Below are 22207 nucleotides of genomic sequence, written 5' to 3' on the forward strand. Positions count from 1 at the left end.
AGCGCGCTCCGGCCTAACCGCTTGCCGGTTCGCCGCGCGCGCTGAAACAAGGACGCAGAGCCAGCGATCAAGCATGGCTCTAGCTGTAGTTCGGGCAGGCCGTTCCGCCCGGCATGACGATCTCGTTCACGGTCCGCTCCGACCATGGGATCTGCCGGGTGAAGGTCAGACCGCCCGCACCGAAGATCCACTTGTACAGCGCGCTGCCGATGATCGGCGTGTAGGTCATCGTGACCTCGGCGAGGATGTAGCGGGCGCCGTCGAACTGGTAGGCGGCCGGCGTGGCGGGCAAGCCGTTCGTCCCGTTGATCTGGAGGGCCGGGCGCTGCGTCGCGTTCTGAGCCCAGCTGGAACAGACGCCGCCGTAGAGCGTGCCGTAGATGGACTCGACGCCCATGGCGTTGACGACGATCTGGAGGCCCGAGGCGTCCAGGGGACGAAGGATCGTGGTCGCGGCGCCGGCGATCGTCGCCATGTCGCCGGTCGAGGGCTTCGGATTGTCCGCGCGCCCCGACAGATCGCCGAGCGTCCGTGCGAACAGGGTCAATTTGCGGTTCGCATCGAGGATGCGGGTCAGCTCGATCGTGCCGAAATAGATGACGATGAGCACCGGGAGGACGAGCGCGAACTCCACCGCGGCGACGCCCCGCGCGTCGCTGCGGAAGCGCTTCAGGCGTTTCGCGGGGGCCGCCATCACGAGCATACGGATTGGGTGGTGTAGGGCTCGATCTTGAAGACGGTCGCGGCCTGCAGCACGCGCCGCTTGTTCGGCAGGCTCGCCGTGGCCAAGCCGAGGAGCGGGAAGAAGACCGGAATGTCGACGGCGGCCTGAACCACCATGATCGTGGAGGCCCCCCCGCAGGTGTAGCTCTGGAAGTTGGGGTTCCAGTCGCTGACGCCGCTGCTGCTGGTGGCCACCGGCGAGACCGCCGAGGCCGAGGCGTAGCTGGACGCCTGCGTGACGCTGACGCGGACATTGGCGCAGGTGAAGATCGTCACCCGCGCGGCGCCGCTCGGTTGCGTGCAGATCGCGGTCCGGAACCGGCTGATCAGCGTCGCCGCATCGGTCGTGCCGGAATTCGAGGTCTGGAACGAGCCCGTGTAGATCTGGCGCCCCGCCTCGACGACGGCCTGCTGGAGGATCTCCTGCTCCCAGGCGACCAGCCCGTTCTCGAGGCAGGCACCGACCAGGGCGAGGAACGGCAGCGCGACGAAACCGAACTCGACCGCTGTGGCGCCGCTCCGCTCGCGCCACAGCCGTGCGACGAGGGGCCGTGGCCTGAGCCATCGGGGAGCAGCGTAGCGCAATGATCTCACGGTCTGACCCAACGGGTTGGGGTTGTCGGACCGACTAGACCAGGGAAGTCTTACGTTTTTCCGTATGCCACCCTGAAGACCCGATCGATCGTCCGATCGCGCCGACCCTTATCCACGATCATCGCGCCGCCTGTTGTCCTGCCGAGTTGCACCGTCCGGGCGGCATCCCGGCGCTCATCGGCCGCCGCCGAGGCGCCCCTGGCCGCGGGCGATGCTGTGCAGGGCGATCCCCGCCGCGGTGGCGACATTGAGGGAGTCGAAGCCCGCCGCCATCCCGATGCGAACCGGCCGCGCCCGGGCGAGGAGCGCTGCTTCCAGCCCGGGCCCCTCGGTGCCGAGGATCAGGAGCGCCCGCGCCGGTGCGGCGCGCTCGTCCAGGGCCTCGGCCGCCCCGGGGCTGAGTGCCAGCGCCTCCAGGTCGAGGGCATCGGCGAGGCGCAGCCAGTCTTCCCCCGGGGCGAGCCGCGCGAAGGGCTGGATCAGGGCGGCCCCGGCCGAGACCCGGATGCTCTTCCGGTAGAGCGGATCGCAGCTCGCCGCGTCGAGGAGCACCGCGTCCGCCCCGAAGGCGGCGGCATTGCGGAAAGCGGCACCGACATTGTCGTGGTTGGTCAGCCCCGCGAGGCCGAGCACCAGGGCCGGAGCGGGCGCGGGCGGCACCAGCTTGGCCGCGTCGGGGTCCGATCCGCGCAGCCCGACTGCCAGCACCCCGCGGTGGATCGGGAAGCCCGTAACGGCGCTCATCACCGGCTTGGCGGCGAGGAGGACCGGGGGCGGCTCCGGATACGCGGCGACGGCCTCGGCGAGGCCGGCCCAGCGTTCCGGCAGCAGCAGGATCGATTCGGCGCGGAAGCGGCTGCGCCGGCCGAGCAGCAGCCGTAGGGTCACCTCGCCCTCGGCGATGAAGCGTCCGGCGCGGCCGACGAGGTCGCGCTCGCGCATGCGGGCGTAGGGTTCGAGGCGGGGATCGTCCGGGTCGGTGACCGTCTCCGGGACCGCGCCCACCTCAGCCCTGCGACCGCTCGGTCCGGCTGGCGAGCGGGTCGGCCTCGGCCCGGGTCGGCACCTTGACCAGCGCCTCGCCGTCGAGGACCGTCTCCCCCGCCACCGAGCATTGGCAGGCCAGGCGCGCCCGCCGCCGCTCGGGCATCAGCTCGGCAACTGTCACGGTGACCTCCACGACGTCGCCGATGCGCACCGGCGCGCGGAAGTTGAGGGTCTGCGAGATGTAGACCGCGCCCGGTCCCGGCAGGCGGGTGCCCAGCACCGCCGAGATCAATCCGGCCGTGTACAGGCCGTGGGCGATGCGGGTGCCGAACGGCGTGCGGGCGGCGAAGTGCTCGGAGAGGTGGATCGGGTTGCGGTCGCCGGTGATCTCGGCGAAGCCCACCACGTCCGAGGAGGCGATGGTCTTCGACAGGGTCTCCGACAGGCCGATCTCGAGATCCTCGAAATAGAGCACGCGCAATTCGGGCAGCATGGCTCGGCAGACCTCCGCTTCCGGCCGATGACGCGTTCCGCGCAGCCGGCTCCGGAACCGGCCTCGCACGATCGCGGCGGCGAATCCACCCGGACGAAGGCGGAAGGGCGTCGAACTTTCTTGAGTCGCGGACAGGGATTTCTCAACGGCCCTCGACAGGCGTGCCGGCCTCGGCGAAGACGCGTCCCGTGACCGTCGATGAAGCAGCCCGGCCCGCGCCGCCCGCCCTCCGCCCCGTCGTGGCCCGCGTCGCGACGCTGAACCTCGGCTATTTCGGCATCGAGATCGCGGTGGCGCTGACCATCGGCTCGGTGGCGCTGATCGCCGACAGCCTCGATTTCCTGGAGGATGCGGCGATCAACCTGCTGATTGTCGCGGGCCTCGGCTGGGGGGCGCGCAACCGGGCGCGGCTCGGGACCGCCATGGCGGGCATCCTGCTCCTGCCGGCCGTGGCGGGCGCCTGGGCGGCCTACGCCAAGGTCTCGGATTTCGTGGCCCCCGCCGCCCTGCCGCTGACGCTCACCGGCCTCGGGGCGCTCGCCGTGAACCTCACCTGCGCGCTGATGCTCGCTCGGCACCGCACCGGATCGGGCAGCCTGACCCGCGCGGCCTATCTCTCGGCGCGTAACGATACCTTCGCCAACCTCGCGATCATCGCCGCCGGGCTGGTGACCGCCGCCTATCCCACACCCTGGCCGGACCTCGCCGTGGCGGCGGGCATCGCGATCCTCAATGCCGAATCCGCTGCCGACATCCTCAAGGCCGCCGCGGCCGAGCGCAGAGCCGCACGATAACCGAAGCCATGCGAATCTTCCCCATTTCGGATCTGCACCTGGAGCGGCGGCGGCTGGACCTGATCCCGCCGCCCGCGGAACCGTTCGATCTGCTCGCCTGCCCGGGAGACCTCTACGAGGGGCATCCCGTGCGCGGTCTCGCGGCGCTGCTGCACCTCGCGCAGGGCCGCCCGATCGTGCTGGTTCCGGGCAACCACGAGCGCTACGCCCCGACCGGGGACAGGCGCACCGCGCCGGAGCTGCTGGCGGCGCTGGAGGCCGAGGTGACGCGGCTCAACGGCTTCGGCGCCCGGATCCACCTGCTCCAGGGGGCGCAGACCTGCATCGTCGACGGGGTGCGCTTCGTCGGCACCACCCTGTGGAGCGACTGGGCCCTCGCCGGGCGCTGGCTCGCCCCGGACGCGCCGGACCGGCCCGTCGACCCGGTGGCCTACGCGGCCGACCGCATGACCGATCCGGTCACGGGCTCGCGGGAATATCTCGGTTCGATCCGCAAGGCCGACGGCAGCCCCTGGCAGCCCGCGGACGCGATGGCGGGGCACCGGGCCGAGCGGGCGGCTTTGCACGCCGCGCTCCGGATCCCGCATGTCGGCCCGACCGTGGTCGTGACGCACCATCCGGCGAGCCCGCTTGCGGCGGACCGGTTCCGGGACGCGCCCGGCGTCCCCTGGTGGGTCCCGGCCTTCTACGCCAGCACGGCGCTGGACGACCTCGCCGATGCCGAGCGGCCGGACCTGTGGATCTCCGGCCATTTCCATGCCGGTCATGACCTGGCGATCGGGCGCTGCCGCTGGGTGTCGAACCCGGTGGAGGGGGCGGGCTACCGGAGCGATCGCTTCGTCGAGGTCGCGCGGCGCTGATCCGGCCTCGCCCAGGGCGGCCGGCTGCCTAAGCTGGTGCCCCCGTATCGGGGCGCGGCCGCGGTCGAGCCGCACCCGCGTGCCGCATTCCCCGGCGCGTCTTCAGAAGTGGTCGGGCGGGGACAGAGCCGCGCCGGACGCCGGACGCGACGTCTGAAGGTTCCGCATCAGGCGATCGCGGACGCTCGCCTGGTTCGCCCGCACCATCCCGGGCATCAGGAACAGGTCGACGACGAGCCAGATCACCCCGATGACGATGCAATTTTGGACGATCTCGAAGATCGCGCTGGCGGTACGACCGAGATAGAAGCGATGAGCGGAGAGGAAGCCGAGAAATAACCGAAGGATATAGGCTGGGATCAGGCTCGGTCGCTCATTGGCGACACGCTGTTCGATCAGGATCTGGTCCTGGGTCGTCGCACTCATCCGTTCTGTCCCCCGCTTGTACGGTCAAGCTTTGAGGCAGGAGCGCCCGATGGCAGGACCGGGCCGGCGGAAACGATCCGCCGGCCCGGACAACCTCAGCCGTGGACCAGCACGTTGCGGAACTGCCAGGGATCGCTCGTATCGATGTCCTCCGGGAACAGGCCCGGGCGGTCGGTGAGCGGCGTCCAGTCCGTGTACACCCCGACCACCGGGCCGAGATACGGGGTCTGGACTTCGAGGCAGCGGCGGAAATCCATCTCGTCGGCCTCGACGATGCCGGCCTCCGGGTTCTCCAGGGCCCAGACCATGCCGGCGAGCACCGCTGAGGTCACCTGCAGGCCGGTGGCGTTCTGGTAGGGGGCGATCCGGCGGGTCTCCTCGATGGAGAGCTGCGAGCCGTACCAGTAGGCGTTCTTGGCGTGACCGTAGACCAGCACGCCGAGCTCGTCGATGCCGTCGACGATCTCGGTCTCGTCCAGGATGTGCTGCTGCTCCTGCACCTGGGCGGCCTTGCCGAACATCTCGTGGAGCGACAGCACGGCGTCGTCGGCCGGGTGATAGGCGTAGTGGCAGGTCGGCCGGTACACCGGCGTCCCGCCCTCCTGCACCGTGTAGTAGTCGGCGATCGAGATCGCCTCGTTGTGGGTCACCAGGAAGCCGAACTGAGAGCCGGCGGTCGGCACCCAGGTGCGCACGCGGGTGTCGGCGCCCGGCTGCAGCAGGTAGATGGCGCAGGCCGAGCCCTTCTCCTGCCCGCGGGCATTGGCGGGCTTCCAGGTCTCGTGCGTGCCCCAGCCGAGCTCGGCCGGCTGATTGCCCTCGGAGACGAAGCCCTCCACCGACCAGGTGTTGACGAAGACGCCGCGCGGCTTCGGGGTCTTGGCGCGCTGGGTATCCCGCTCCGCGATGTGGACGCCCTTGACGCCCAGATCCTTCATCAGCGCGGCCCATTCAGCCTTGGTCTTCGGCTCGGACCGCTGCAGCCCGGTATCCTGGGCGATGTTCAGGAGCGCCTGCTTGACGAACCACGAGACCATGCCGGGATTGGCGCCGCAGCACGAGACCGCGGTGGTGCCGCCCGGCTTCTGGGCGCGGGCGTCGAGGATGTTCTCGCGCAGGGCGTAGTTGGTGCGGTCGCCCTGGCTCTTGGTCTTGTCGAAGTAGAAGCCCGGCCAGGGCTCGGCCACGGTGTCGATGTAGAGGGCACCGAGCTCGCGGCAGAGTTCCATGATGGCGCGCGACGAGGTGTCGACCGAGAGATTCACGCAGAAGCCCTGGCCGCCCCCCTCGGTGAGGAGCGGGGTGAGCACGTCGCGGTAGTTCTCGGGGGTCAGCGCCACCGTCTCGAAGCGCAGGCCGTGCTTCTCGGCGAGCGCCCGGTGGGTGTCGACCGGGTCGATCACCGTGAAGCGGGCCTTGTCGTATTCGAAGTGGCGCTCGATGAGGGGCAGCGTGCCCCGGCCGATCGAGCCGAAGCCGATCATCACGATGGGCCCGCTGATACGGCCATGGATCGGGTGATGGGTCGGCTGCTCGGACATACGGGAGATCCTCGGATTCTGACGGGCGCCGCGGGCGTCCGCGTGGTCTGGCCAGCGGGCGGGTTATGGCGGGCATGTGACACTGCGGCGACAAGCCCGCCCCGGCATCGCGGCGCGGTCGACGGACCCGTTGCCGGGCAGGGGGCTCAATGGCGGCTCACCCGGGCACGGTCAACCGTCCGGCGCACCGGGCCGTTAACGCATCGTTGACGGACAGCACAAGCAGCCATGATCCGAATGCATGCGCCGTCAGCGTACACTCCTGTGGTCGGCGCCGGCCGCAGGCCTCATATTGCGTTGCAACAAGGTCGCCGAGACGGCCGCTCGGCAGGGGTTTTCACGGAAACGTCCGAGATCCAGCCCGTCGGAGTCCGTCATGCTCGCACTCATCACATCCCGGATCCCCGGCCCGGTCACCGAGACCGTGGATCGCGATCCCGGGATCCTCACCCTCGTGTTCGTCTGCGCCCGCGCCGTCCGCAGCGGGACCGAGGCCGCCTTTGCCCGGCGCTGCGCCCTGGCCCGCGCCGCCGGTGGTCCGAACCCGCTCTGACGGGTCCCCCCGGCGGAGTGCTTTCGCCGGCGTGGATACCGGGGCGATTGCGTCGTTCCCGTTCGGGCTTTAGGCGGCTGTGCCGTTCCATGGTCCCGGGGTTGTTGATTCCATGCCGACGATTCGCGCGTTCCTGCGCCTCAGCCTGACCGTGACGCTGCTGCTCGCCGTTCCGCTGGCGGCTGCGCGGGCCCAGGATGCCGAACCGGAGGCCGCCGCCCCGGCCGATGCCCCGCCGAAGGCCCGGCCCAAACCCCGTCCGAAGCCGGTCGCACCGAAAACGGCGGTCAAGCCCGCCCCCGTGGAAGCCAAGCCTGCGGCGGCGGACGCCGCGCCGGCCGCTGCCGCATCGGCCCCGGCGCATGCCGCGTGGCCCACCGGCGCCAGTACCGTCAGCGAGAGCTACGGCGACTGGACCATGACCTGCACGCGCCCGAGCGAGAAGATCACCTGCATCGTCGCCCAGTCGCAGGGCGATTCGCAGACCGGCCGCCGCAAGTTCGGCTTCGAGCTCCAGACCCCGGCGAACGGTCGCTCCGAGGGGATCGTGCTGATGCCCTTCGGCCTGTCGATCGAGCCGGGCGTCACCTTCAAGCTGGACGAGCAGGCCCTTGGCAAGGGCGCGCCCTACACGGCCTGCGGGCCGGACGGCTGCTTCGTCCCGATCAGCTTCCCGACGCTGGCCCTCGACGGCATGCGGGCCGCCAAAACGCTCTTCGTGATCGGACAGAAGTCGGGCGGCAGCGACGCGGCGACGATCACGGTTCCGCTCGAGGGTTTCGCCCGGGCCCTCGACCGCGCCGTCGCCCTGAGCGGCTGAAAAGCCCGGCGGTCCGGCGAATTTACGGGGTACGGTTAAGGCAGCGTTAGCCGCGCCGCCGCAGGATGTTCGGGACATGTGGCGCCGCGCGCCGCGGCCCCGCCGGAGCCGCGCGCCGGAATCGGATCGGCGAGGCGATGAGAGCGGTGGGCGGGCGACCCCGGATCGGTCGAGGGCTCGGGGCCCGGCTTCTGCGCGCGGCGCTGTCGCTGGTGGCGCTGCTGGCGGCGATCGATCCGTCCCTGGCCGCCCAGCTGGTCGGCGCCAAGGGCGGCGAGACCGGCGCCGGCCCCGGCGGCTACGGCCGCATCCTGCTCACCTTCGACAAGCCCGTCGCGGTCAAGGCCAAGCTCGCGGGCGGCGTCCTGCTCCTCGGCTACAGCGAGCGCGTCGCCCCGGGCCCCGAGCACCTGGCCGAGGAAATGCCCGCCTATGTTTCGAGCGTCCGGCGCGATCCCGACGGGACCGGCCTGCGGGTCGCCCTCCAGCGGCCCTACCGGATCAACCTGCAATCGGCCGGCGAGCGGGTGTTCGTCGACCTGCTGCCGGAGGGCTGGTCCGGCCTGCCGCCGCCGCTGCCCCCCGAGGTGGTGGCCGATCTCGCCCGCCGCGCCCGGGCCGCCGAGGAGGCGCTCAGGGCCCGCGTACCCGAACCGGTGCGCAAGCCCCTGTCCCTGGAACTCGCTCTGCTCCCGACGCTGACGCGCCTGTCGCTGCGCCTGCCCGCGGAAGCGGTCACCACCCTCACCGCCGAGGGCGTTTCGACGCGGCTGCGGATTGTCGGACCCTGGACCATCGATCCGGGTCTGACCCGCGGCCGTTCCCGGCCCGGCATCGCCAAGCTGGCGACCGAGACGGATGCGACGTCGGCCAGTCTGCTCGTGACCCCCGAGGAGGGGTTCGGCATCGGCACGGAGCGCGAGGACGGAGCTTTCCTCCTGGACGTGGTCCGCCGCAAGCCGCCCGAGCCCGGCAGGACCGCCGTCGAGGTGCCCGGGCCCCCGAAGCCGGAGCCGGCGGTCGCGACGCCGTCTGCCCCCGCATCCGCATCCGAACCGCCGCGCCGGGCGGAGGCGCCGGCCGGTCCGGATCGACCGCCCGAGGCGCCGCCGAAGCGCCGGGCCGGGTCCGGCCTGGTCTTCCCGTTCCACGCCCTGCCGCCGGCCGTCCTGTTCGAGCGGGGCGGCGTCGCCACGCTGGCCTTCGAGACCGCCGAGCCGGTCGTGGTCCCCGCCGGGAGCCAGGGTCTCGTGCCCGTCGGCGCGCCCGGTCGGACGGGACCGCTCACGCTCCTGCGGTTCTCGGTGCCCCAGGGCCGCCTGGTCGATCTCACCGCGGTTGCCACGGAGAGCGGGCCCGCCTGGGAACTCTCGGCGGGCGACACCCTGAGCCCGAGCGACACGATCGACCCCCAGCGCAAGCCCGACCCCTCGGGCCGCATCGCGGTCTCGCTCGGCCTGCCGCGGCCCGGCTCGGCGACATGGCTCGACCTCGACGGCGAGCGCATCGCGGTGGTGACCTCGGCGGCCCAGCGCCCCGTGGGCAACCCGAAGAACCGGCGGTTCGTGGATTTCGAGATCCTGCCGAGCCGGCACGGCCTGGCGGTTCTCGCCGGCGCCGACGACCTCGCGGTGCGCCCCGACCTCGACACCGTGACGATCGGCCGGGCGGGGGGCCTCGCTGCCTCCGCGGTGGCGCGGAAGGCCGAGATGGTCCTGGCCGAGGCCGGGATGCTCGCCATCGCGCCCGACGCCTGGGAGCGGGCGCGGTCCGGGAACGTGCGCGAGACACTGCGCGGGTTCGCCAACGCGGCCGCCGCCGCGACGCCGACCGAACGCGGCCCGGCGCGGCTCGCGCTCGCCCGCGCCGACCTCGCCAACGGGCTCGATCCCGAGGGCCTCACAGCGCTCGAGGCGGCCGCCGCCGACGATCCGCTGCTGGCCGCCCAGCGTGACACCGCCCTCCTGCGCGGCCTGGCGCTCGTGCGGATGGGGCGGAACGCCGAAGCGCTGAAGGCGCTGACCCTGCCGATGCTCGCCGGGGATCCGGAGGCCGTGCTGTGGCGGGCCGTGGCATCGGCCGGCGCGGGCGATTGGAAGGCCGCCGAGACCGGATTCCTGAAGGTCCTGCCCCTCGCCAACAGTTACCCCCCTGACCTCGCTCAACTGATTCGAACCGCCGCGGCGGAATCGGCCATCGAGAACGGCGATGCCGAGACCGCCGCTGCCCGCGCCGAGGACGCCCGGGACCTCCCCCCTTGGATTCGCGACCGGCTCGCCCTGGTCCGGGCCCGCGTGGCCGAGGCGACGGGGCAGGTCGAAGCCGCCCTGGACGCTTATGCCGGGCTGGAGACGGCTGCGGTGCGTCCGGTCTCGGTCGAGGCGAGTCTGCGCAGGACGCTGTTGGCCCGCGCCGCCGGCAAACTGACGGCCGAGGCCGCCACGGAGCGGCTGGAACGTCTCGCCCTGACGTGGCACGGCGGCGCGATCGAGGACGGCATCACCGCCGGGCTCGACCGCCTCTATCTGGCCGCCGGGCGCTGGCGCGATGCCTTCACGGCCGCGCGCCGGGCCAACGCCATCGCGCCCAACGGCGACACCGCTGCGGCGCTCATGCGCGAGGCGCAGGTGGCCTTCGAGAACCTGTATCTCACCGACAAGGGGGACGCGCTGCCGGGGATCGAGGCCGTGGCGCTGTTCTTCGATTTCCGGGAATTGAGTCCGATCGGGCGGCGCGGCGACGAGGTGGTGCGCCGGCTGGCCGATCGCCTTGTGGGCGTCGATCTCTTGGACTCCGCCGCCGACCTCCTTCAGTACCAGATCGACAACCGGCTCACCGGCCCGGCCCGGTCCGCCGTCGCGGCGCGGCTGGCGACCGTGCGGCTGATGGACGACAAGCCGCTGCAGGCCCTGAAGGCCCTCGACGCGACGGAGATGCCGGAGCTGCCGCGCGACCTGAACCGGGCCCGCGGCCTGATCCGCGCCCGCGCCCTGTCGGACCTGACCCGCACCGACCTCGCCCTGGAGACGATCGAGGGGGAGAGCGGGCCCGACATCGACCGCCTGCGCGCCGACATCTACTGGGGCGCCCGCCGGTGGCGCGAGGCCGGCGAGACGCACGAGGCGCTGCTCGGCGAGGCGTGGCGGTCCGGGCAGCCCCTGGACGCGCAGTCCCGGGCCGATGCGGTGCGCGCCGCGATCGCCTACGACCTGGCCGGCGAGGCGATCGGCCTGGAACGGCTCAAGGCGAAGTTCTCGGAGACCATGGCGGCGAGCCCGGATGCGCGCACCTTCGCGCTCCTCACCGGCACCGATCCGACCCGAGCGCCGGGCTTCCGCGCCGTGGCGGCCCGCGCCACGAAGGCCGAGACTCTGTCGTCCTTCCTGGCCGAGTACCGCAAGCGCTACCCGGAGACCGCCATCCCCGACCGGGGGCGAGCCGTCGCTGCCGAGGGCGCCGAGCCGCAGGGCGCGGACCAGCAGAGCAGCGCCGGAGCCGCCGGCGCACCGCCGGGGTGAGCGGGCCGCGCGTCATCAATCCGGACGCTGTCCGGGAGACAGAAACGGGACGCGTCTGGACCCCGGAGCGGAACGCCGAGGCGCGATCGGCAAAGCCCTTGGATCGCCGGCCCCGGCGCCCTCATCCGCTGTAGCTCTGGACGAGCGAGCCCGCCACCAGGGTCCATCCGTCCACCAGCACGAAGAAGATCAGCTTGAACGGCAGGGAGACCGTGGCCGGGGGAAGCATCATCATGCCGATCGCCATCAGCACCGAGGCGACCACGAGGTCGATGATCAGGAACGGGATGAACAGCAGGAAGCCGATCTCGAAGGCGCGGCGCAGCTCCGAGATCATGAAGGCCGGGGTCACGATCTCCAGGCCGACATCCTCCGGCCCCTTGGGCGTCGGCACCTTGGCGAGGTCGAGGAACAGCTTGAGGTCCTTCTCGCGGACATTGCGCAGCATGAAAGTCTTGAACGGCGCCGAGGCGCGCTCGAAGGCCTGAGCCTGTGTGATCCGGCCCGCGATCAGGGGCTCGATCCCGGCGCTGTAGGCCGCGCGGCCGGTGGGCGCCATCACGAAGGCAGTGAGGAACAGCGCGAGGCTGACGAGCACCGCGGTCGGCGGCGCCGTCTGGGTGCCCAGGGCCGAGCGCAGGAGCGAGAGCACCACGACGATCCGGGTGAAGGCGGTGGCCATCACCAGCACGGAGGGCGCCACCGCCAGGACGGTGATCAGCGCGACGAGCTGGAGGGCGCGCTCGGTGGTGCCGCCGGCACCGAGGTCGAGGGTGACGCTCTGGGCGAGCGCCGGCCCGGCGGCGAAGAGCGCGACGGCGAGCGCAGGCATCGCGGCCAGGCGGAGACGCCGGCGCAATCGCCTCGGGCCGATGCGGGTCGGGACGGACGGGGCGTCGGGCATCGGGGTCACGGGCGGTCGCAGGTCGGCGCGGCGGGGCGCACGCCGTGGCGGCGCGCCTCGAGGTTCTGCCAGACGAGGAGCGCCGGCAGGCCGAGCACCACGTCGGGCACCCGGCGGGCGAGGGACAGGGCGATGGCCGTCCCGGGCGGAATGCCGAACAGGCCGCAGACCAGCACGAGCCCGCCCTCCTGAACGCCGAGCCCGCTCGGGACCAGGAAGGCCGCGGCCTTGATCGCCTGGCTCAGCGACTCGATCACCAGGATGTCGGTCAGGCCGACATTGTCGATCCCGATGCAGGTGAGGACGACGGCGATCTCGGTGGCGCCGAGCAGCCAGGCCAGCGCGTGCAGGGCGCAGGACTGGGCGAGGCGGCCGCGCCGGCCCGCCGCCCAGACCGCGTCCAGCGCCCCCTGGATCCGCGGTGTCGGCTCTGGGCCCGCCTCGGCCTCGCGCACGAAGCGTCGACCGAGCGCCGTAACCCGGTCCTCGACCAGCCGCACGATCCCGGTCCGCTGGAGGGCGAAGAGCGCCGCGACGGCGAACGCGGCGACGGCGAGCGTCCGCAGGGTCCAATCGGCGAGTTCGGCCGCCTGCGCCCCTTCGACCCGCCGGAGGAGCCCGGCGCCGAGGCCGGCGAACAGGGCGAGGGTCCCGACCTGAAACAGCAGGTCGGCGAGCACCGAGGCGGCCGCCAGGGAGCCGGCGACGCCCCAGAAGGTGAGGAGACGCGCCCCGACGACCTCGCCCCCCACCGAGGCGACCGGCAGCAGGACGTTGATGCCCTCGCGTACAAAGCGCAGGATCAGGCAGGCCGAGACCGGCGCGGGCGATAGCCCGTCCAGGATGCGCGCCCAGGCGATGCCGCACAGCACCAACACCAGCGCCCGCACCAGGGTCACCCCGACGAAGCCCGCCACGCCGATCCGCCCGAACGCCGTCGCCACCGCGTCGAGGTCGTTGGTCGCCACGAGCCAGACCGCGAAGCCGAGCCCGATCAGGGTGCCGAGCAGCGGAAGACGGCGCACCAGGGCGCGGACGACCCGGCGTTTCCCGGATAGGTGCGTGCCTGTCACGGCCGCGGCGTGCGCATGGCGCGTCGGGAGGCGGGCAAGAGCGACGGCTCCAGGGGTTGTGCCGGTCAGCGAGCCGGCGGCGATTCGGCGGGTCGTACCGCCGCTAGTGCGGTATTGGGGCCGAATTCGGGGGGCGGCCGCCGCGGCACCGGATGGAGCACGGCCGCGAGCGCCTCGGCCGGGCCCGCCGCGGGATCGAGCAGGACGACGCGGCCGGCCGCCAGGCTCGCACCGGTGGCGACCGCGATGGCCCGCTTCGGGCACGGGCCGAGGCAGCCCGACTCGACGATGCAGAGCTTCCGCCGCGCGCCCGCGGCATCCGGGCCGTCCTGCTTCCCGGCCTTCTTCAGGAGCGCGCGGACCGCGCGCGGCTTGAGCCCCTGCCGCTTGGCGCATTTGGAGCAGACGACCACGATCTCGGTGAGCTTGGTCTTGGCGGACCGGCCGGCCGAACGGCCAGGAGGGCGGCGATCCGTGTCGCCCGCAATTGACGGTTCTGTCATCATCGGGAGATTGTAGGGCGCGATAGCCCTGTCGGGCTACGGCCTCCGTCGCCGCGGCGGACGGGACGGGCGCCATAAAAAGGGCCGAAAAGAACGGGATTCCAGTTCCGCGCACGGGCCGCCCTCCGGCCGGCGCCGCGTGAGCGGAACCGGCGCAGACCCAGGAACAATGAGCGGATGAGCTTCGACGACGTCAAAGACGACACGCGCGAAGGCGAGATCGTGACGTTCGGCGCACCGACGAGGAGCGAGCTGCGGCGGAGTGCGGAGACGATCCGCCCGGTCCCGGCCGATCGGAGCGCCCGGGCCCTGGCCGCCTCGATTCGACGGCGCCTGGACTGGACCCGCCTGCCGGGCCTGCGCCCGCGCCAGGAGGACACGTCGACCTACGGCTCGCGGATCGTCCGCCGCGTCAGCCTGTTCGTCCTGCTGCCGACCCTCGTGATCGGGCTGTACCTGTTCGGCTTCGCCTCCGACCAATACGTCGCCGAGGCCCAGTTCGCGGTCCGCGGCAACGTCGAGCCGATGGAGAACATCGCGCTCGGCCAGTACACCAACCTGATCCAGAAGCATAACAGCCAGGATAGCTTCATCGTCCGCGACTATATCGGCAGCCAGACGATGGTCGAGGCGCTGGAGAAGAGCATCGGCCTGTCGACGATGTTCTCCCGCCGCCAGGCCGATTTCTGGACGCGGTTGAATCCGAATGGCCCGATTGAGGATCTCACCAAGTACTGGCGCAGGCAGGTCGATGCGCATATCGACTCGATCTCGGGCGTGATCCGTCTGACGGTCCGGGCCTTCACCCCCGAGGACGCCCTGACGATCTCCCGCGCCGTGGTGGCGCGTTCCGAGGCGCTGATCAACGACATCTCGAAGCGGGCGCAGGCCGACATGGTCGCCCAGGCCCAGGCCGATGCCACCACCGCCCAGGAGCGCCTGCGCAAGGCCCACCTCGCGCTGCAGCTCTTCCGCAATCAGTGGGGCGTGATCGATCCGGTCAAGACGGCCGAGGGGACGCTGGCCACCCTGACGCTCCTGCGGAAGGACAAGCTCAAGGCGGAGAACGACCTGCAGATCCTGCGCGGCTCCAGCCTGGACGAGCGCTCGCGCTCGATCCAGATCCTCGTCGCCAATCTCGCGGCCATCGACCAGCAGATGAAGACCCTGCAGGACGAGCTGACGAGTGCGGCAGGCGCCGCGGGCGGCGGTTCGAACCTGACCGAGGCCCTGCTCCAGTACGAGGGCTTGCTCGTGGAGCGGACCATCGCCGAGAAGCTGGAGGAATCGGCGAACATGCTGCTCGACCGCGCGCGGGTCTCGGCCAGCAAGCAGCACATCTTCCTGGCGACCTTCGTGCCGCCGGTCCTGCCGACCGACAGCCTCTACCCGGAGCGGGGTCACACGCTGATCGTGTCGTTCTTCTGCTTCCTGGTGATCTGGAGCTCGTCCTCGCTCCTGCTGGCGGGCATCCGCGACCAGCGTATGTAGGTCGCCGCGCGCAACAGGCCGGATGTCGGAACCGGCACGAGGCGCGGGCTTTCAGGTTCGCATCGTGCCGAAAGCCGTCGGCCACCTTTGAGGATGATGCGCGAGCCTCTGGATCCCGCACGGCGCGGTCTATAGAGGGTGGCGGCGCCCGTGCCCTGCTGGAAGAGCGAAGTCTAACGGTCCATGTCGGATTTCTCCGATCTCGTCGCGAAGGCGATCCAGCCGTCGATGACCCGGGCGGAGCGTGAGGCGGTCTACACCGTCGTGCGGCAGGCCGTGCTCCGCCTCCAGGAGCGGGAGGCGTTCCCGCCGGAGGACCCGCGCGTCGCGCTGCAGCGCCACCTCGTCGAGGAGACGATCCGCGACGTCGAGAGCGACGTCGCCCGCTATGAATCGCTGCGCAAGCTCGACGCCGCCTTCGCGGCCCAGAACGAGGCCAACCGCGCCGAGCAGGCCGGGCGCCGCTGAAGCAGCGTCGCGACAGCCAGTCACCGGCTCTCGGAGAAGGATGATGCCCGCCTGCGCCGCGTCACCCGGCCCGGCCGCTCAGCCGCAGGCCGCGCTCCGAACGCCACCGGGCTCGGCCACGTCGAGGCCCGATGAGACGTACTCGTTGAGCTTGTTGCGCAGGGTCCGGATCGAGATGCCGAGGATCTTGGCCGCATGGGTGCGGTTGCCGAGGCAATGGTCGAGGGTGTCGAGGATCAGGTCGCACTCGACCTGCGCCACGGTCCGCCCCACCAGTCCGCGGGTCGCCGCCTCGGCGGCCTGGGCGGCGCGGGTCGCCGGTCCCTCGGCACTCATCACCTCGCCGTCCGGGGACAGGATCGCCTCGGGGCCGATCGCGTCCCCCGAGGCCAGCAGCACCGCCCGGTGCAGGGTGTTCTCCAACTCGCGCACGTTGCCGCGCCAGGGGTTCTTCAGGATCAGGGCGCGCGCCTGCGCGTCGAGCGGGCGGGCCGGCACGCCGTTCACCGCGGCGTATTTCTTGGCGAAATGCGCGGCGAGCTCCAGGATGTCGGCCGGGCGCTCGCGCAGCGGCGGCAGCCGCAGGGCTACGACGTTGAGCCGGTAGAACAGGTCCTCGCGGAACGTGCCCTTCCGGACCTCCTCGGCGAGGTTGCGGTTCGAGGTCGCCAGCACGCGGATGTCGACCCGCACCGGGGCGGTGCCCCCGACCCGGTCGATCACCCGCTCCTGGAGGGCCCGCAGCAGCTTCGCCTGCAGGCGCACGTCCATCTCGGAGATCTCGTCCAGGAGCAGCGTTCCGCCATTGGCCTCCTCGAACCGGCCGATGCGCCGGGCGACCGCGCCGGTGAACGCGCCCTTCTCGTGGCCGAACAGCTCGGATTCGAGCAGGGCCTCGGGGATCGCCGCGCAGTTGACCGAGACGAAGGGCTTGGCCGCCCGGTTCGACTTCTGATGGACGTGGCGGGCCAGGACCTCCTTGCCGGTGCCGCTCTCGCCGGTGATCAGCACCGAGGCCTCCGAGCGGGCGACCTGCTCGGCGAGCTTGACCACCCGCTCCATGGACGGGTCGCGCCAGACGAAGGCGGCGCGGTCGGTGGCGACCGCCTCAAGGACCGCGGCGATCAGCTCGGGATCGGGCGGGAGCGGGATGTACTCCTTGGCGCCGGCCCGGATCGCCGCCGCGGCGGTCTGCGCGTCCGCCGAGACCCCGCAGGCGACCACGGGGGTGCGGATCCGCTCCGCCTCCAGGGCTGCGACCAGGTCGGCGATGGGCAGGGCCACGTCGATCATGATGAGATCGGCGCCGCGGGCGCGCAGCACGTTCAGGCCCTGCGGCACGGCATCGGCCTGCGTCACGGCGGCGCCGCGCTGCATGGCGATCTTCGAGGCGGTGATCAGCTCGCCGTTGAGCCGCCCGATCATCAGGAGCCGCATGGTTCGTCCCTCTCAACCATCGTGGCGCGGACAGCCCCCCGGCGTCCGTGCCGAAAACAGATCACTCGCCCTTGACGATCTCGGTCATCGTCACCCCGAGCCGGTCCTCGACGAGGACGACCTCGCCGCGGGCGACCAGCCGGTTGTTGACGAACACGTCGATCGCCTCGCCGACCTTCCGGTCGAGCTCCAGCACGGCGCCGGGCGCCATCCGGAGCAGGTCGCCGATCGGCATCCGGGCGGAGCCCAGCACCGCCGAGACCATCACCGGCACGTCGAAGAGCTGCTCCAGGTCGGCGGCGGTCTTCGGGGTGGTCGGCGCGTCGCGGATCGAGCCCGCCGCGTAGTCGGGATCATTCTCGCCGAGCTGGGGCAGGCTGAAATCGTCGGACATCGGGAATCCTTCACGGGCGCGTCGGGAGGCCGAGGGCGTCCAGCACCGCCGCCTCGATGCGGGCACGCTCCCGCACGATGCCGCCGTCGGCCCACTCGATGCGGGCATCGCCCGCCGCCATGTCGGGGTCGCCAAGCACGACGAGGCGGCCTTCGTAGCCGCGCTCGCGCGCCAGACGCTTCATCAGGGTCTCGGCCTCCTCGACGAGGCTGTCATGGACCCGCACCACCAGGTGGGGCACGCCGCGCAGGTGCTGGAGCGCGGCGCGCGCCGCCTCGCCGATGCCGGCGAGCGGGGCGGCCTCCAGGGCGTCGCCCGCGACCTTCCGGGCGATCAGCACGGCCACCTCGACGGCCTGCGCCTCACGCTCGGCATCGCGCGCGTCGGCCTGGGCGATCAGGCCCGCGGCGGCGAGGGCCAGGCGGGTCATGGCGTCGGCGAGCCGGCCCTGGACCTGCGCCTCGGCCTGGATCCGTCCGTCCTGGAGGCCGCGGGCATGGGCCTCGGCCTCGGCGCGCAGGGCGGCCTCGGTGGCGCGCAGCGCATCCGCGCTCGGACGCGCGCTGCGGAAATCCGTCTCGAACAGGAACGGCTTCGCGCTCCGGGACGCTTGGGCGCTCAATAGACCAGCTCCTCCTCGGCGCTATTCTTGGCGATCATGATCTCGCCCTTCTCGGCGAGGTCCTTGGCGATCTCGGTCATCTTGGCCTGCGCCTCGTCGACCTCCTTGAGGCGGACGGGGCCGAGGGAGGCCATCTCGTCCGTGAGGTTCTTGGCCGCGCGGGTCGACATCTGCTTCATGAAGAAGGCCCGGGTCGGCTCGTTGGCGCCCTTGAGCGCCCGGCACAGGGTCTCGTTGTCGATCGCGCGCATCAGGGTCTGGACGCTGCCCGGATCGAGCTTGAGCAGATCCTCGAAGGTGAACATCAGCTCGCGGATGCGCTTGGCCGAGCCGCGATTCGCCTGATCGAGGGCAGCGAGGAAACGCCCCTCCGTCTGCCGGTCGAAGGCGTTGAACACGTCGGCCATCATCTCGTGGGCGTCGCGGCGCTGGGTCTGGGCGATGGTGGACACGAACTCGACCCGCAGGGTCTCCTCGATGTGGCGCAGGGCCTCCTTCTGGACCGTCTCCATGCGCAACATGCGGTTGAGGCAATCGATGGCGAAATCCTCGGGCAGGATGGTCAGCACCTTGGCGGCGTAGTCGGCGCGCACCCGCGAGAGCACCACCGCGACGGTCTGCGGGTACTCGTTGCGCAGGAACGAGGCGAGGATCTCCGGGTCGACCTGGGCGATAGAGGCCCAGACGCGCTTGCCGGACGCGCCCTTGATCTCCGCCATGATCAGCGAGACCTGGTCGCTGGGGAAGATCTTCAGGAGCAGCGCCTCGGTTCGCTCGAAGTTCGACGAGATGCCGCCGCTGTTGCCGAGCTTGGTCACGAACTCGATGATCAGCCGCTCGACGGTCTGCACCTCCAGCGTGCCGAGCTGGACCATCGCGTGGCTGACCTTCTTGACCTCCTCCTCCTCCAGCATCTGCCAGATCGGCGCACCTTCCTCCTCGCCGAGCATCAGCAGGAGCGCGGCCGCGCGCTGCGGACCGGGCATCGTCGCGAAGGAGTCGCCGCCCACATTCGCCAGGGTATTCGCCAGACCTGCCGCCATCGTCCGTTCCTCGACGCCTTACTCTTCCTGGATCCAGCCGCGCAGCACCTCGACGGTCTCGGACGGGCTCGCCCGGACCATGTCGACCACGCGCTGGACGGTCTCGGCCTGGACCTGGCCGTTGATCTTGGCGAACTCCATCAGCCGGGCGGTGGGGTTGTCCCGCTCCACCACCGTGATGGTCCCCGCCCCGGCGCCCGTGATCGCCGCGGCGTCGAGTGCGCCTCCCATCCCGGGCCCGGCCAGGGACGGCGCGGCCGGCATGGGTGCCAGCACCTGCCGTATCAGCGGGCGCACCACGGTGAGCAGGACGATCAGGGTCAGGAGCGCCAGCACGGCGAGTTCGGCCATGCGCAGCACGTCCTCCTTGGTGGGGGTGAGCAGTGCCTGCATCAGCGTCGGCTCGGCGAATTGCGGCACGCTCGGGGCCTCCGCGAAGCGCAGATTCACCACCTCGATCTGGTCGCCGCGCGCCTTGTCGAAGCCGACCGCGCTGCGCACCAGGGCGGTGATCCGCTCGATCTCGGCCGGAGCCCGGGGGGTGTAGGCCTGCTTGCCGTCGGCCGCCGTCGCGTAGACGCCGTCGACCACCACCGCCACCGACAGGCGCTTGATCCGGCCCCCCTCGGCGATCTCCGTCTTGGTGACCTTGGAGATCTCGTAGTTCGTGGTCTCCTCGTTCTTGTTCGTGGCGTCCTTGGGGGCAGGCGCCTTGTCGGCGCCGTTGGCGCCGGGCAGCTCGTTGCCGACGCTCACCTGCCCGTCGGCATTGCCGGTGAGCGCCGATTCGGTCCGGGTCTGCGCAGACCGCACCACCCGGCTCTCGGGGTCGAAGGTCTCGGAGCGGCTCTCGATCCGGTTGAGATCGAGTTCGGCATTGACCTGGACCCGGGCGCGCCCCGGCCCGACGATGCCGGCGACCACGTCCTCGATCTGGCCGCGCAGGCGCCGTTCCAGGGTGACCTGCCGGTCCTCGTAGCCGCTGGCGCCGTCGGATTCGGCATCCCGGGCGCCGTCGGCCAGCAGCCGGCCGCGCTCGTCGACGATCGAGACCCGTTCGGGCTTCAGGCCCTCCACCGCCGAGGCGGCGAGGTGGCGGATGGCCCGCACCTGCCCGGCATCGAGGTCGCCCATCAGCTTCAGCACGATGGCGGCGCTGGGGTTCTCGCGGTCCCGCTCGAACAGGCGGCGCTCCGGCAGGACCAGGTGGACGCGGGCCGCCTGGACCCGGCCGATCGCCCGGATCGAGCGGGCGAGCTCGCCCTCCAGGGCGCGCAGGTGGTTCACGTTCTGCACGAAATTGGTGGACGAGAACGCGTCCCCCTTGTCGAAGATCTCGTAGCCCACCCCGCCCTGGGTCGGCAGGCCCTTACCGGCCAGGTCCATGCGCAGCTTGGCGAGGTCGGCCCGGGGCGCCATGATCGTCTGGCCCGTGTCGCCCCGGGTCTCGTAGCGGATGCCGCGGCTGTCGAGTTCGCGGACCACGGCGCTGGAATCCTGCATCGACAGGTCCGAGAACAGCACGCCCATGTCCGGGCGCGAGACCCGCAGGATGATGAAGGCGAAGAAGCCGATGAGCGTCAGCGTCACCGCCGCCATGGCGGCGATGCGGGCCGGTCCGAACTTCGTAACGAGATCGAGGACCGGCTTCACGGGCGGATTCGCTGCACTCTGAACGCGAGGCGGTCCCTGGCGGCCCGCTCGGCAGAAATTGCCCAGGCCGTGGTTAGCGGGCCGTTAATGCCGGGGCTCGCGGACGCACGAAGGGGTCTCCGAAACGCCGCGAAGCCGCGCCCGGGACCGGGACACGGCTTCGTGATGTTTCGGGACCGGCGGGCACGGGCGTTCGGTTCCATCCCCGCCGCCGCCGGGATCAGTGCCGGTAGTGCTGGATCCGCGTGGTCCGGAGGCCGGCCAGACCGTGCTGGTCGATGGAGAACTGCCAGCTCAGGAATTCCTCGGTCGTCAGGGTATAGCGCTTGCACGCCTCCTCCAGGCTGAGGAGGCCGCCGCGCACCGCGGCCACGACCTCGGCCTTGCGGCGTATCACCCAGCGGCGGGTGCTCGGGGGCGGAAGGTCCGCAATGGTGAGGGGGCTGCCGTCGGGCCCGATGACATACTTCACTCTCGGGCGGCTAGGTTCGGTCATGATACGCTCTACACTCGACTGACCTGTCGAGAGTCCAAGGTACTTGCGCCCGCTTAAGAGATGTTGAAGCGAGTCACTCGGATGTGATTCGTTAAGTGCCACTTGTGGACAACCCGATCGTCTGCACGCTGGACAGGGGCACTTTCTGCGAGCCGATCGACAGGACCGGGGAAGTTCCGCTGAGATCGACTTCGTCCACCGTCCCCGACAGGCTGGTGTCGACGGCGACGTTGGCGCCCGTGGCATCGGTCGCCGCGACCTTGATCGAGTAGTTCCCATTGGCTGCCGTCAGCCCGGCCGAAGTCTTGCCGTTCCACGTGTAGGACTGGCTTCCGGCGGCGAGGGAGGTGGTCTGGGTGGCCACCACGTTGCTGTTCGAATCCAGGATCGTGATCACCGCCTTCGAGGCCGCCCGGGCGGGCGTCAGGCTCCAGGAGGCCGAGCCGCCGGCGAGCTGGGAGGTGCTGCCGTCTGCCGTGACGGTCTTGCCGATATAGCTGGTGGCCGAGGCGGAACTGGCCGACTGCGACGCGGTCAGGATGTTGTCGAGTCGGTCGTTGGTCTTGAGCTGCTGCTCGACGCCGGCGAACTGCACCAGCTGCTGCGTGAACTGGTTGGTGTCCATCGGATCGAGCGGGTTCTGGTTCTTGAGCTGCGTTGTCAGCAGCGTCAGGAACTGCGTGAAATTGCTCGCGATCTCGGTGGCGTTTGCGCCGCCGCTCGACGCCGTGTTGGTCGTGGCCGCCGTGCTCGTGAGGCTGGATATGCCGCTGGACATGCCGTTCTCTCCTGTGCCGTGCCTGAGCGCTGGGCC

The 22207-nt window shown here is 71.2% G+C and carries 23 protein-coding genes; 7 read left to right on the forward strand and 16 right to left on the reverse strand.

The genetic code is table 11. The annotated features are described in order from the left end of the window. Positions 1 to 79: 79 nt before the first annotated feature. The 4 genes from MKK69_RS06245 to croR form a co-directional block, all read right to left on the reverse strand. Complete coding sequence (locus MKK69_RS06245) at positions 80 to 694, reverse strand: TadE/TadG family type IV pilus assembly protein (RefSeq protein ID WP_243966874.1); 615 nt, start codon at positions 692 to 694, stop codon at positions 80 to 82. Then, positions 694 to 1308, reverse strand: coding sequence for a TadE/TadG family type IV pilus assembly protein (locus tag MKK69_RS06250; RefSeq protein ID WP_243966875.1), 615 nt, complete (start codon positions 1306 to 1308; stop codon positions 694 to 696). Before MKK69_RS06250 ends, MKK69_RS06245 begins: the two co-directional genes overlap by 1 nt. Positions 1309 to 1491: 183 nt before the next feature. Then, on the reverse strand, positions 1492 to 2259 hold the full coding sequence (locus MKK69_RS06255) for an RNA methyltransferase (protein WP_279598215.1): 768 nt from the start codon (positions 2257 to 2259) through the stop codon (positions 1492 to 1494). Positions 2260 to 2323: 64 nt separating this feature from the next. Then, positions 2324 to 2797: a MaoC family dehydratase gene (gene croR, locus MKK69_RS06260; RefSeq protein ID WP_243966879.1), complete on the reverse strand. Its 474-nt coding sequence runs from the start codon at positions 2795 to 2797 to the stop codon at positions 2324 to 2326. 188 nt (positions 2798 to 2985) lie between these two features. Between croR and MKK69_RS06265 the strand changes: the two genes are divergently transcribed. Continuing rightward, positions 2986 to 3591 carry a cation transporter gene (locus MKK69_RS06265; RefSeq protein ID WP_243966880.1) on the forward strand — a complete coding sequence of 202 codons (606 nt, stop codon included), beginning with the start codon at positions 2986 to 2988 and terminating at the stop codon, positions 3589 to 3591. 8 nt (positions 3592 to 3599) lie between these two features. Next, entirely contained in the window at positions 3600 to 4451 is an 852-nt protein-coding gene (locus MKK69_RS06270; RefSeq protein ID WP_243966881.1) for a metallophosphoesterase, read from the forward strand. A gap of 102 nt (positions 4452 to 4553) precedes the next feature. On the opposite strand, the gene MKK69_RS06275 is transcribed toward MKK69_RS06270, so the two are convergent. Together MKK69_RS06275 and MKK69_RS06280 are read right to left on the reverse strand one after the other, a co-directional pair. Next, positions 4554 to 4877 (reverse strand): TM2 domain-containing protein, encoded by a 324-nt coding sequence (locus MKK69_RS06275; RefSeq protein WP_243966882.1) that lies wholly within the window; start codon positions 4875 to 4877, stop codon positions 4554 to 4556. A 95-nt stretch (positions 4878 to 4972) separates the two neighbouring features. Then, positions 4973 to 6418, reverse strand: a complete 1446-nt coding sequence (locus MKK69_RS06280) for a homospermidine synthase (RefSeq protein ID WP_243966883.1) — start codon at positions 6416 to 6418, stop codon at positions 4973 to 4975. A 376-nt stretch (positions 6419 to 6794) separates the two neighbouring features. Between MKK69_RS06280 and MKK69_RS06285 the strand changes: the two genes are divergently transcribed. The 3 genes from MKK69_RS06285 to MKK69_RS06295 all read left to right on the forward strand — a co-directional run bounded on the left by MKK69_RS06285 (position 6795) and on the right by MKK69_RS06295 (position 11309). Beyond that, positions 6795 to 6971 carry a hypothetical protein gene (locus MKK69_RS06285; protein WP_243966884.1) on the forward strand — a complete coding sequence of 59 codons (177 nt, stop codon included), beginning with the start codon at positions 6795 to 6797 and terminating at the stop codon, positions 6969 to 6971. A gap of 112 nt (positions 6972 to 7083) precedes the next feature. After that, complete coding sequence (locus MKK69_RS06290) at positions 7084 to 7791, forward strand: invasion associated locus B family protein (RefSeq protein WP_243966885.1); 708 nt, start codon at positions 7084 to 7086, stop codon at positions 7789 to 7791. 137 nt (positions 7792 to 7928) lie between these two features. Beyond that, the gene (locus MKK69_RS06295) at positions 7929 to 11309 is read left to right on the forward strand and encodes a hypothetical protein (RefSeq protein ID WP_243966886.1); all 3381 of its coding nucleotides are present in this window, start codon (positions 7929 to 7931) and stop codon (positions 11307 to 11309) included. Between the two features lie 121 nt (positions 11310 to 11430). Here MKK69_RS06295 and fliP read toward each other — a convergent pair whose 3' ends face one another. From fliP to MKK69_RS06310, 3 genes are all read right to left on the reverse strand, one after another. Next, entirely contained in the window at positions 11431 to 12213 is a 783-nt protein-coding gene (gene fliP, locus MKK69_RS06300; RefSeq protein ID WP_409564781.1) for a flagellar type III secretion system pore protein FliP, read from the reverse strand. Positions 12214 to 12218: 5 nt separating this feature from the next. Next, positions 12219 to 13286, reverse strand: a complete 1068-nt coding sequence (locus MKK69_RS06305) for a lysylphosphatidylglycerol synthase domain-containing protein (RefSeq protein ID WP_243966887.1) — start codon at positions 13284 to 13286, stop codon at positions 12219 to 12221. A 65-nt stretch (positions 13287 to 13351) separates the two neighbouring features. Then, positions 13352 to 13792, reverse strand: coding sequence for a hypothetical protein (locus MKK69_RS06310; RefSeq protein WP_243966888.1), 441 nt, complete (start codon positions 13790 to 13792; stop codon positions 13352 to 13354). Positions 13793 to 13966: 174 nt separating this feature from the next. Between MKK69_RS06310 and MKK69_RS06315 the strand changes: the two genes are divergently transcribed. After that, positions 13967 to 15280: a capsule biosynthesis protein gene (locus MKK69_RS06315; protein ID WP_243966889.1), complete on the forward strand. Its 1314-nt coding sequence runs from the start codon at positions 13967 to 13969 to the stop codon at positions 15278 to 15280. A gap of 183 nt (positions 15281 to 15463) precedes the next feature. Then, complete coding sequence (locus tag MKK69_RS06320; RefSeq protein ID WP_243966890.1) at positions 15464 to 15748, forward strand: hypothetical protein; 285 nt, start codon at positions 15464 to 15466, stop codon at positions 15746 to 15748. 78 nt (positions 15749 to 15826) lie between these two features. Here the strand turns inward: MKK69_RS06320 and MKK69_RS06325 are convergent, their stop codons facing one another. The 7 genes from MKK69_RS06325 to MKK69_RS06355 all read right to left on the reverse strand — a co-directional run bounded on the left by MKK69_RS06325 (position 15827) and on the right by MKK69_RS06355 (position 22171). After that, positions 15827 to 17185, reverse strand: a complete 1359-nt coding sequence (locus MKK69_RS06325) for a sigma-54 interaction domain-containing protein (RefSeq protein WP_243966891.1) — start codon at positions 17183 to 17185, stop codon at positions 15827 to 15829. Between the two features lie 61 nt (positions 17186 to 17246). Continuing rightward, entirely contained in the window at positions 17247 to 17579 is a 333-nt protein-coding gene (fliN, locus tag MKK69_RS06330; RefSeq protein ID WP_243966893.1) for a flagellar motor switch protein FliN, read from the reverse strand. 10 nt (positions 17580 to 17589) lie between these two features. Continuing rightward, positions 17590 to 18201 carry a FliH/SctL family protein gene (locus tag MKK69_RS06335; RefSeq protein WP_243966894.1) on the reverse strand — a complete coding sequence of 204 codons (612 nt, stop codon included), beginning with the start codon at positions 18199 to 18201 and terminating at the stop codon, positions 17590 to 17592. Next, entirely contained in the window at positions 18198 to 19244 is a 1047-nt protein-coding gene (locus MKK69_RS06340) for a flagellar motor switch protein FliG (RefSeq protein ID WP_243966895.1), read from the reverse strand. Before MKK69_RS06340 ends, MKK69_RS06335 begins: the two co-directional genes overlap by 4 nt. A gap of 18 nt (positions 19245 to 19262) precedes the next feature. Then, positions 19263 to 20897 carry a flagellar basal-body MS-ring/collar protein FliF gene (gene fliF, locus MKK69_RS06345; RefSeq protein ID WP_243966896.1) on the reverse strand — a complete coding sequence of 545 codons (1635 nt, stop codon included), beginning with the start codon at positions 20895 to 20897 and terminating at the stop codon, positions 19263 to 19265. A 220-nt stretch (positions 20898 to 21117) separates the two neighbouring features. Beyond that, a complete protein-coding gene (locus MKK69_RS06350) occupies positions 21118 to 21393 on the reverse strand; it encodes a DUF1153 domain-containing protein (protein ID WP_007569077.1) in 276 nt (91 codons plus the stop codon). Between the two features lie 91 nt (positions 21394 to 21484). Continuing rightward, positions 21485 to 22171 carry a flagellar hook assembly protein FlgD gene (locus tag MKK69_RS06355; RefSeq protein ID WP_243966897.1) on the reverse strand — a complete coding sequence of 229 codons (687 nt, stop codon included), beginning with the start codon at positions 22169 to 22171 and terminating at the stop codon, positions 21485 to 21487. Positions 22172 to 22207 lie beyond the last annotated feature (36 nt).

This window comes from Methylobacterium sp. J-026 (assembly GCF_022829585.1).
Classification (GTDB): domain Bacteria; phylum Pseudomonadota; class Alphaproteobacteria; order Rhizobiales; family Beijerinckiaceae; genus Methylobacterium.

What these genes read in the sequence shown, in the direction of transcription:
- MKK69_RS06320 (WP_243966890.1), top strand. Translation starts at nt 15,464, where the DNA reads ATGTCGGATTTCTCCGATCTCGTCGCGAAGGCGATCCAGCCGTCGATG.
- MKK69_RS06280 (WP_243966883.1), bottom strand. Translation starts at nt 6,418, where the DNA reads ATGTCCGAGCAGCCGACCCATCACCCGATCCATGGCCGTATCAGCGGG.
- croR (WP_243966879.1), bottom strand. Translation starts at nt 2,797, where the DNA reads ATGCTGCCCGAATTGCGCGTGCTCTATTTCGAGGATCTCGAGATCGGC.
- MKK69_RS06340 (WP_243966895.1), bottom strand. Translation starts at nt 19,244, where the DNA reads ATGGCGGCAGGTCTGGCGAATACCCTGGCGAATGTGGGCGGCGACTCC.
- fliN (WP_243966893.1), bottom strand. Translation starts at nt 17,579, where the DNA reads ATGTCCGACGATTTCAGCCTGCCCCAGCTCGGCGAGAATGATCCCGAC.
- MKK69_RS06270 (WP_243966881.1), top strand. Translation starts at nt 3,600, where the DNA reads ATGCGAATCTTCCCCATTTCGGATCTGCACCTGGAGCGGCGGCGGCTG.
- MKK69_RS06275 (WP_243966882.1), bottom strand. Translation starts at nt 4,877, where the DNA reads ATGAGTGCGACGACCCAGGACCAGATCCTGATCGAACAGCGTGTCGCC.
- MKK69_RS06315 (WP_243966889.1), top strand. Translation starts at nt 13,967, where the DNA reads ATGAGCTTCGACGACGTCAAAGACGACACGCGCGAAGGCGAGATCGTG.
- MKK69_RS06350 (WP_007569077.1), bottom strand. Translation starts at nt 21,393, where the DNA reads ATGACCGAACCTAGCCGCCCGAGAGTGAAGTATGTCATCGGGCCCGAC.
- MKK69_RS06255 (WP_279598215.1), bottom strand. Translation starts at nt 2,259, where the DNA reads ATGCGCGAGCGCGACCTCGTCGGCCGCGCCGGACGCTTCATCGCCGAG.
- MKK69_RS06310 (WP_243966888.1), bottom strand. Translation starts at nt 13,792, where the DNA reads ATGATGACAGAACCGTCAATTGCGGGCGACACGGATCGCCGCCCTCCT.
- MKK69_RS06245 (WP_243966874.1), bottom strand. Translation starts at nt 694, where the DNA reads ATGGCGGCCCCCGCGAAACGCCTGAAGCGCTTCCGCAGCGACGCGCGG.
- MKK69_RS06290 (WP_243966885.1), top strand. Translation starts at nt 7,084, where the DNA reads ATGCCGACGATTCGCGCGTTCCTGCGCCTCAGCCTGACCGTGACGCTG.
- fliP (WP_409564781.1), bottom strand. Translation starts at nt 12,213, where the DNA reads ATGCCCGACGCCCCGTCCGTCCCGACCCGCATCGGCCCGAGGCGATTG.
- MKK69_RS06285 (WP_243966884.1), top strand. Translation starts at nt 6,795, where the DNA reads ATGCTCGCACTCATCACATCCCGGATCCCCGGCCCGGTCACCGAGACC.
- MKK69_RS06355 (WP_243966897.1), bottom strand. Translation starts at nt 22,171, where the DNA reads ATGTCCAGCGGCATATCCAGCCTCACGAGCACGGCGGCCACGACCAAC.
- MKK69_RS06295 (WP_243966886.1), top strand. Translation starts at nt 7,929, where the DNA reads ATGAGAGCGGTGGGCGGGCGACCCCGGATCGGTCGAGGGCTCGGGGCC.
- MKK69_RS06325 (WP_243966891.1), bottom strand. Translation starts at nt 17,185, where the DNA reads ATGCGGCTCCTGATGATCGGGCGGCTCAACGGCGAGCTGATCACCGCC.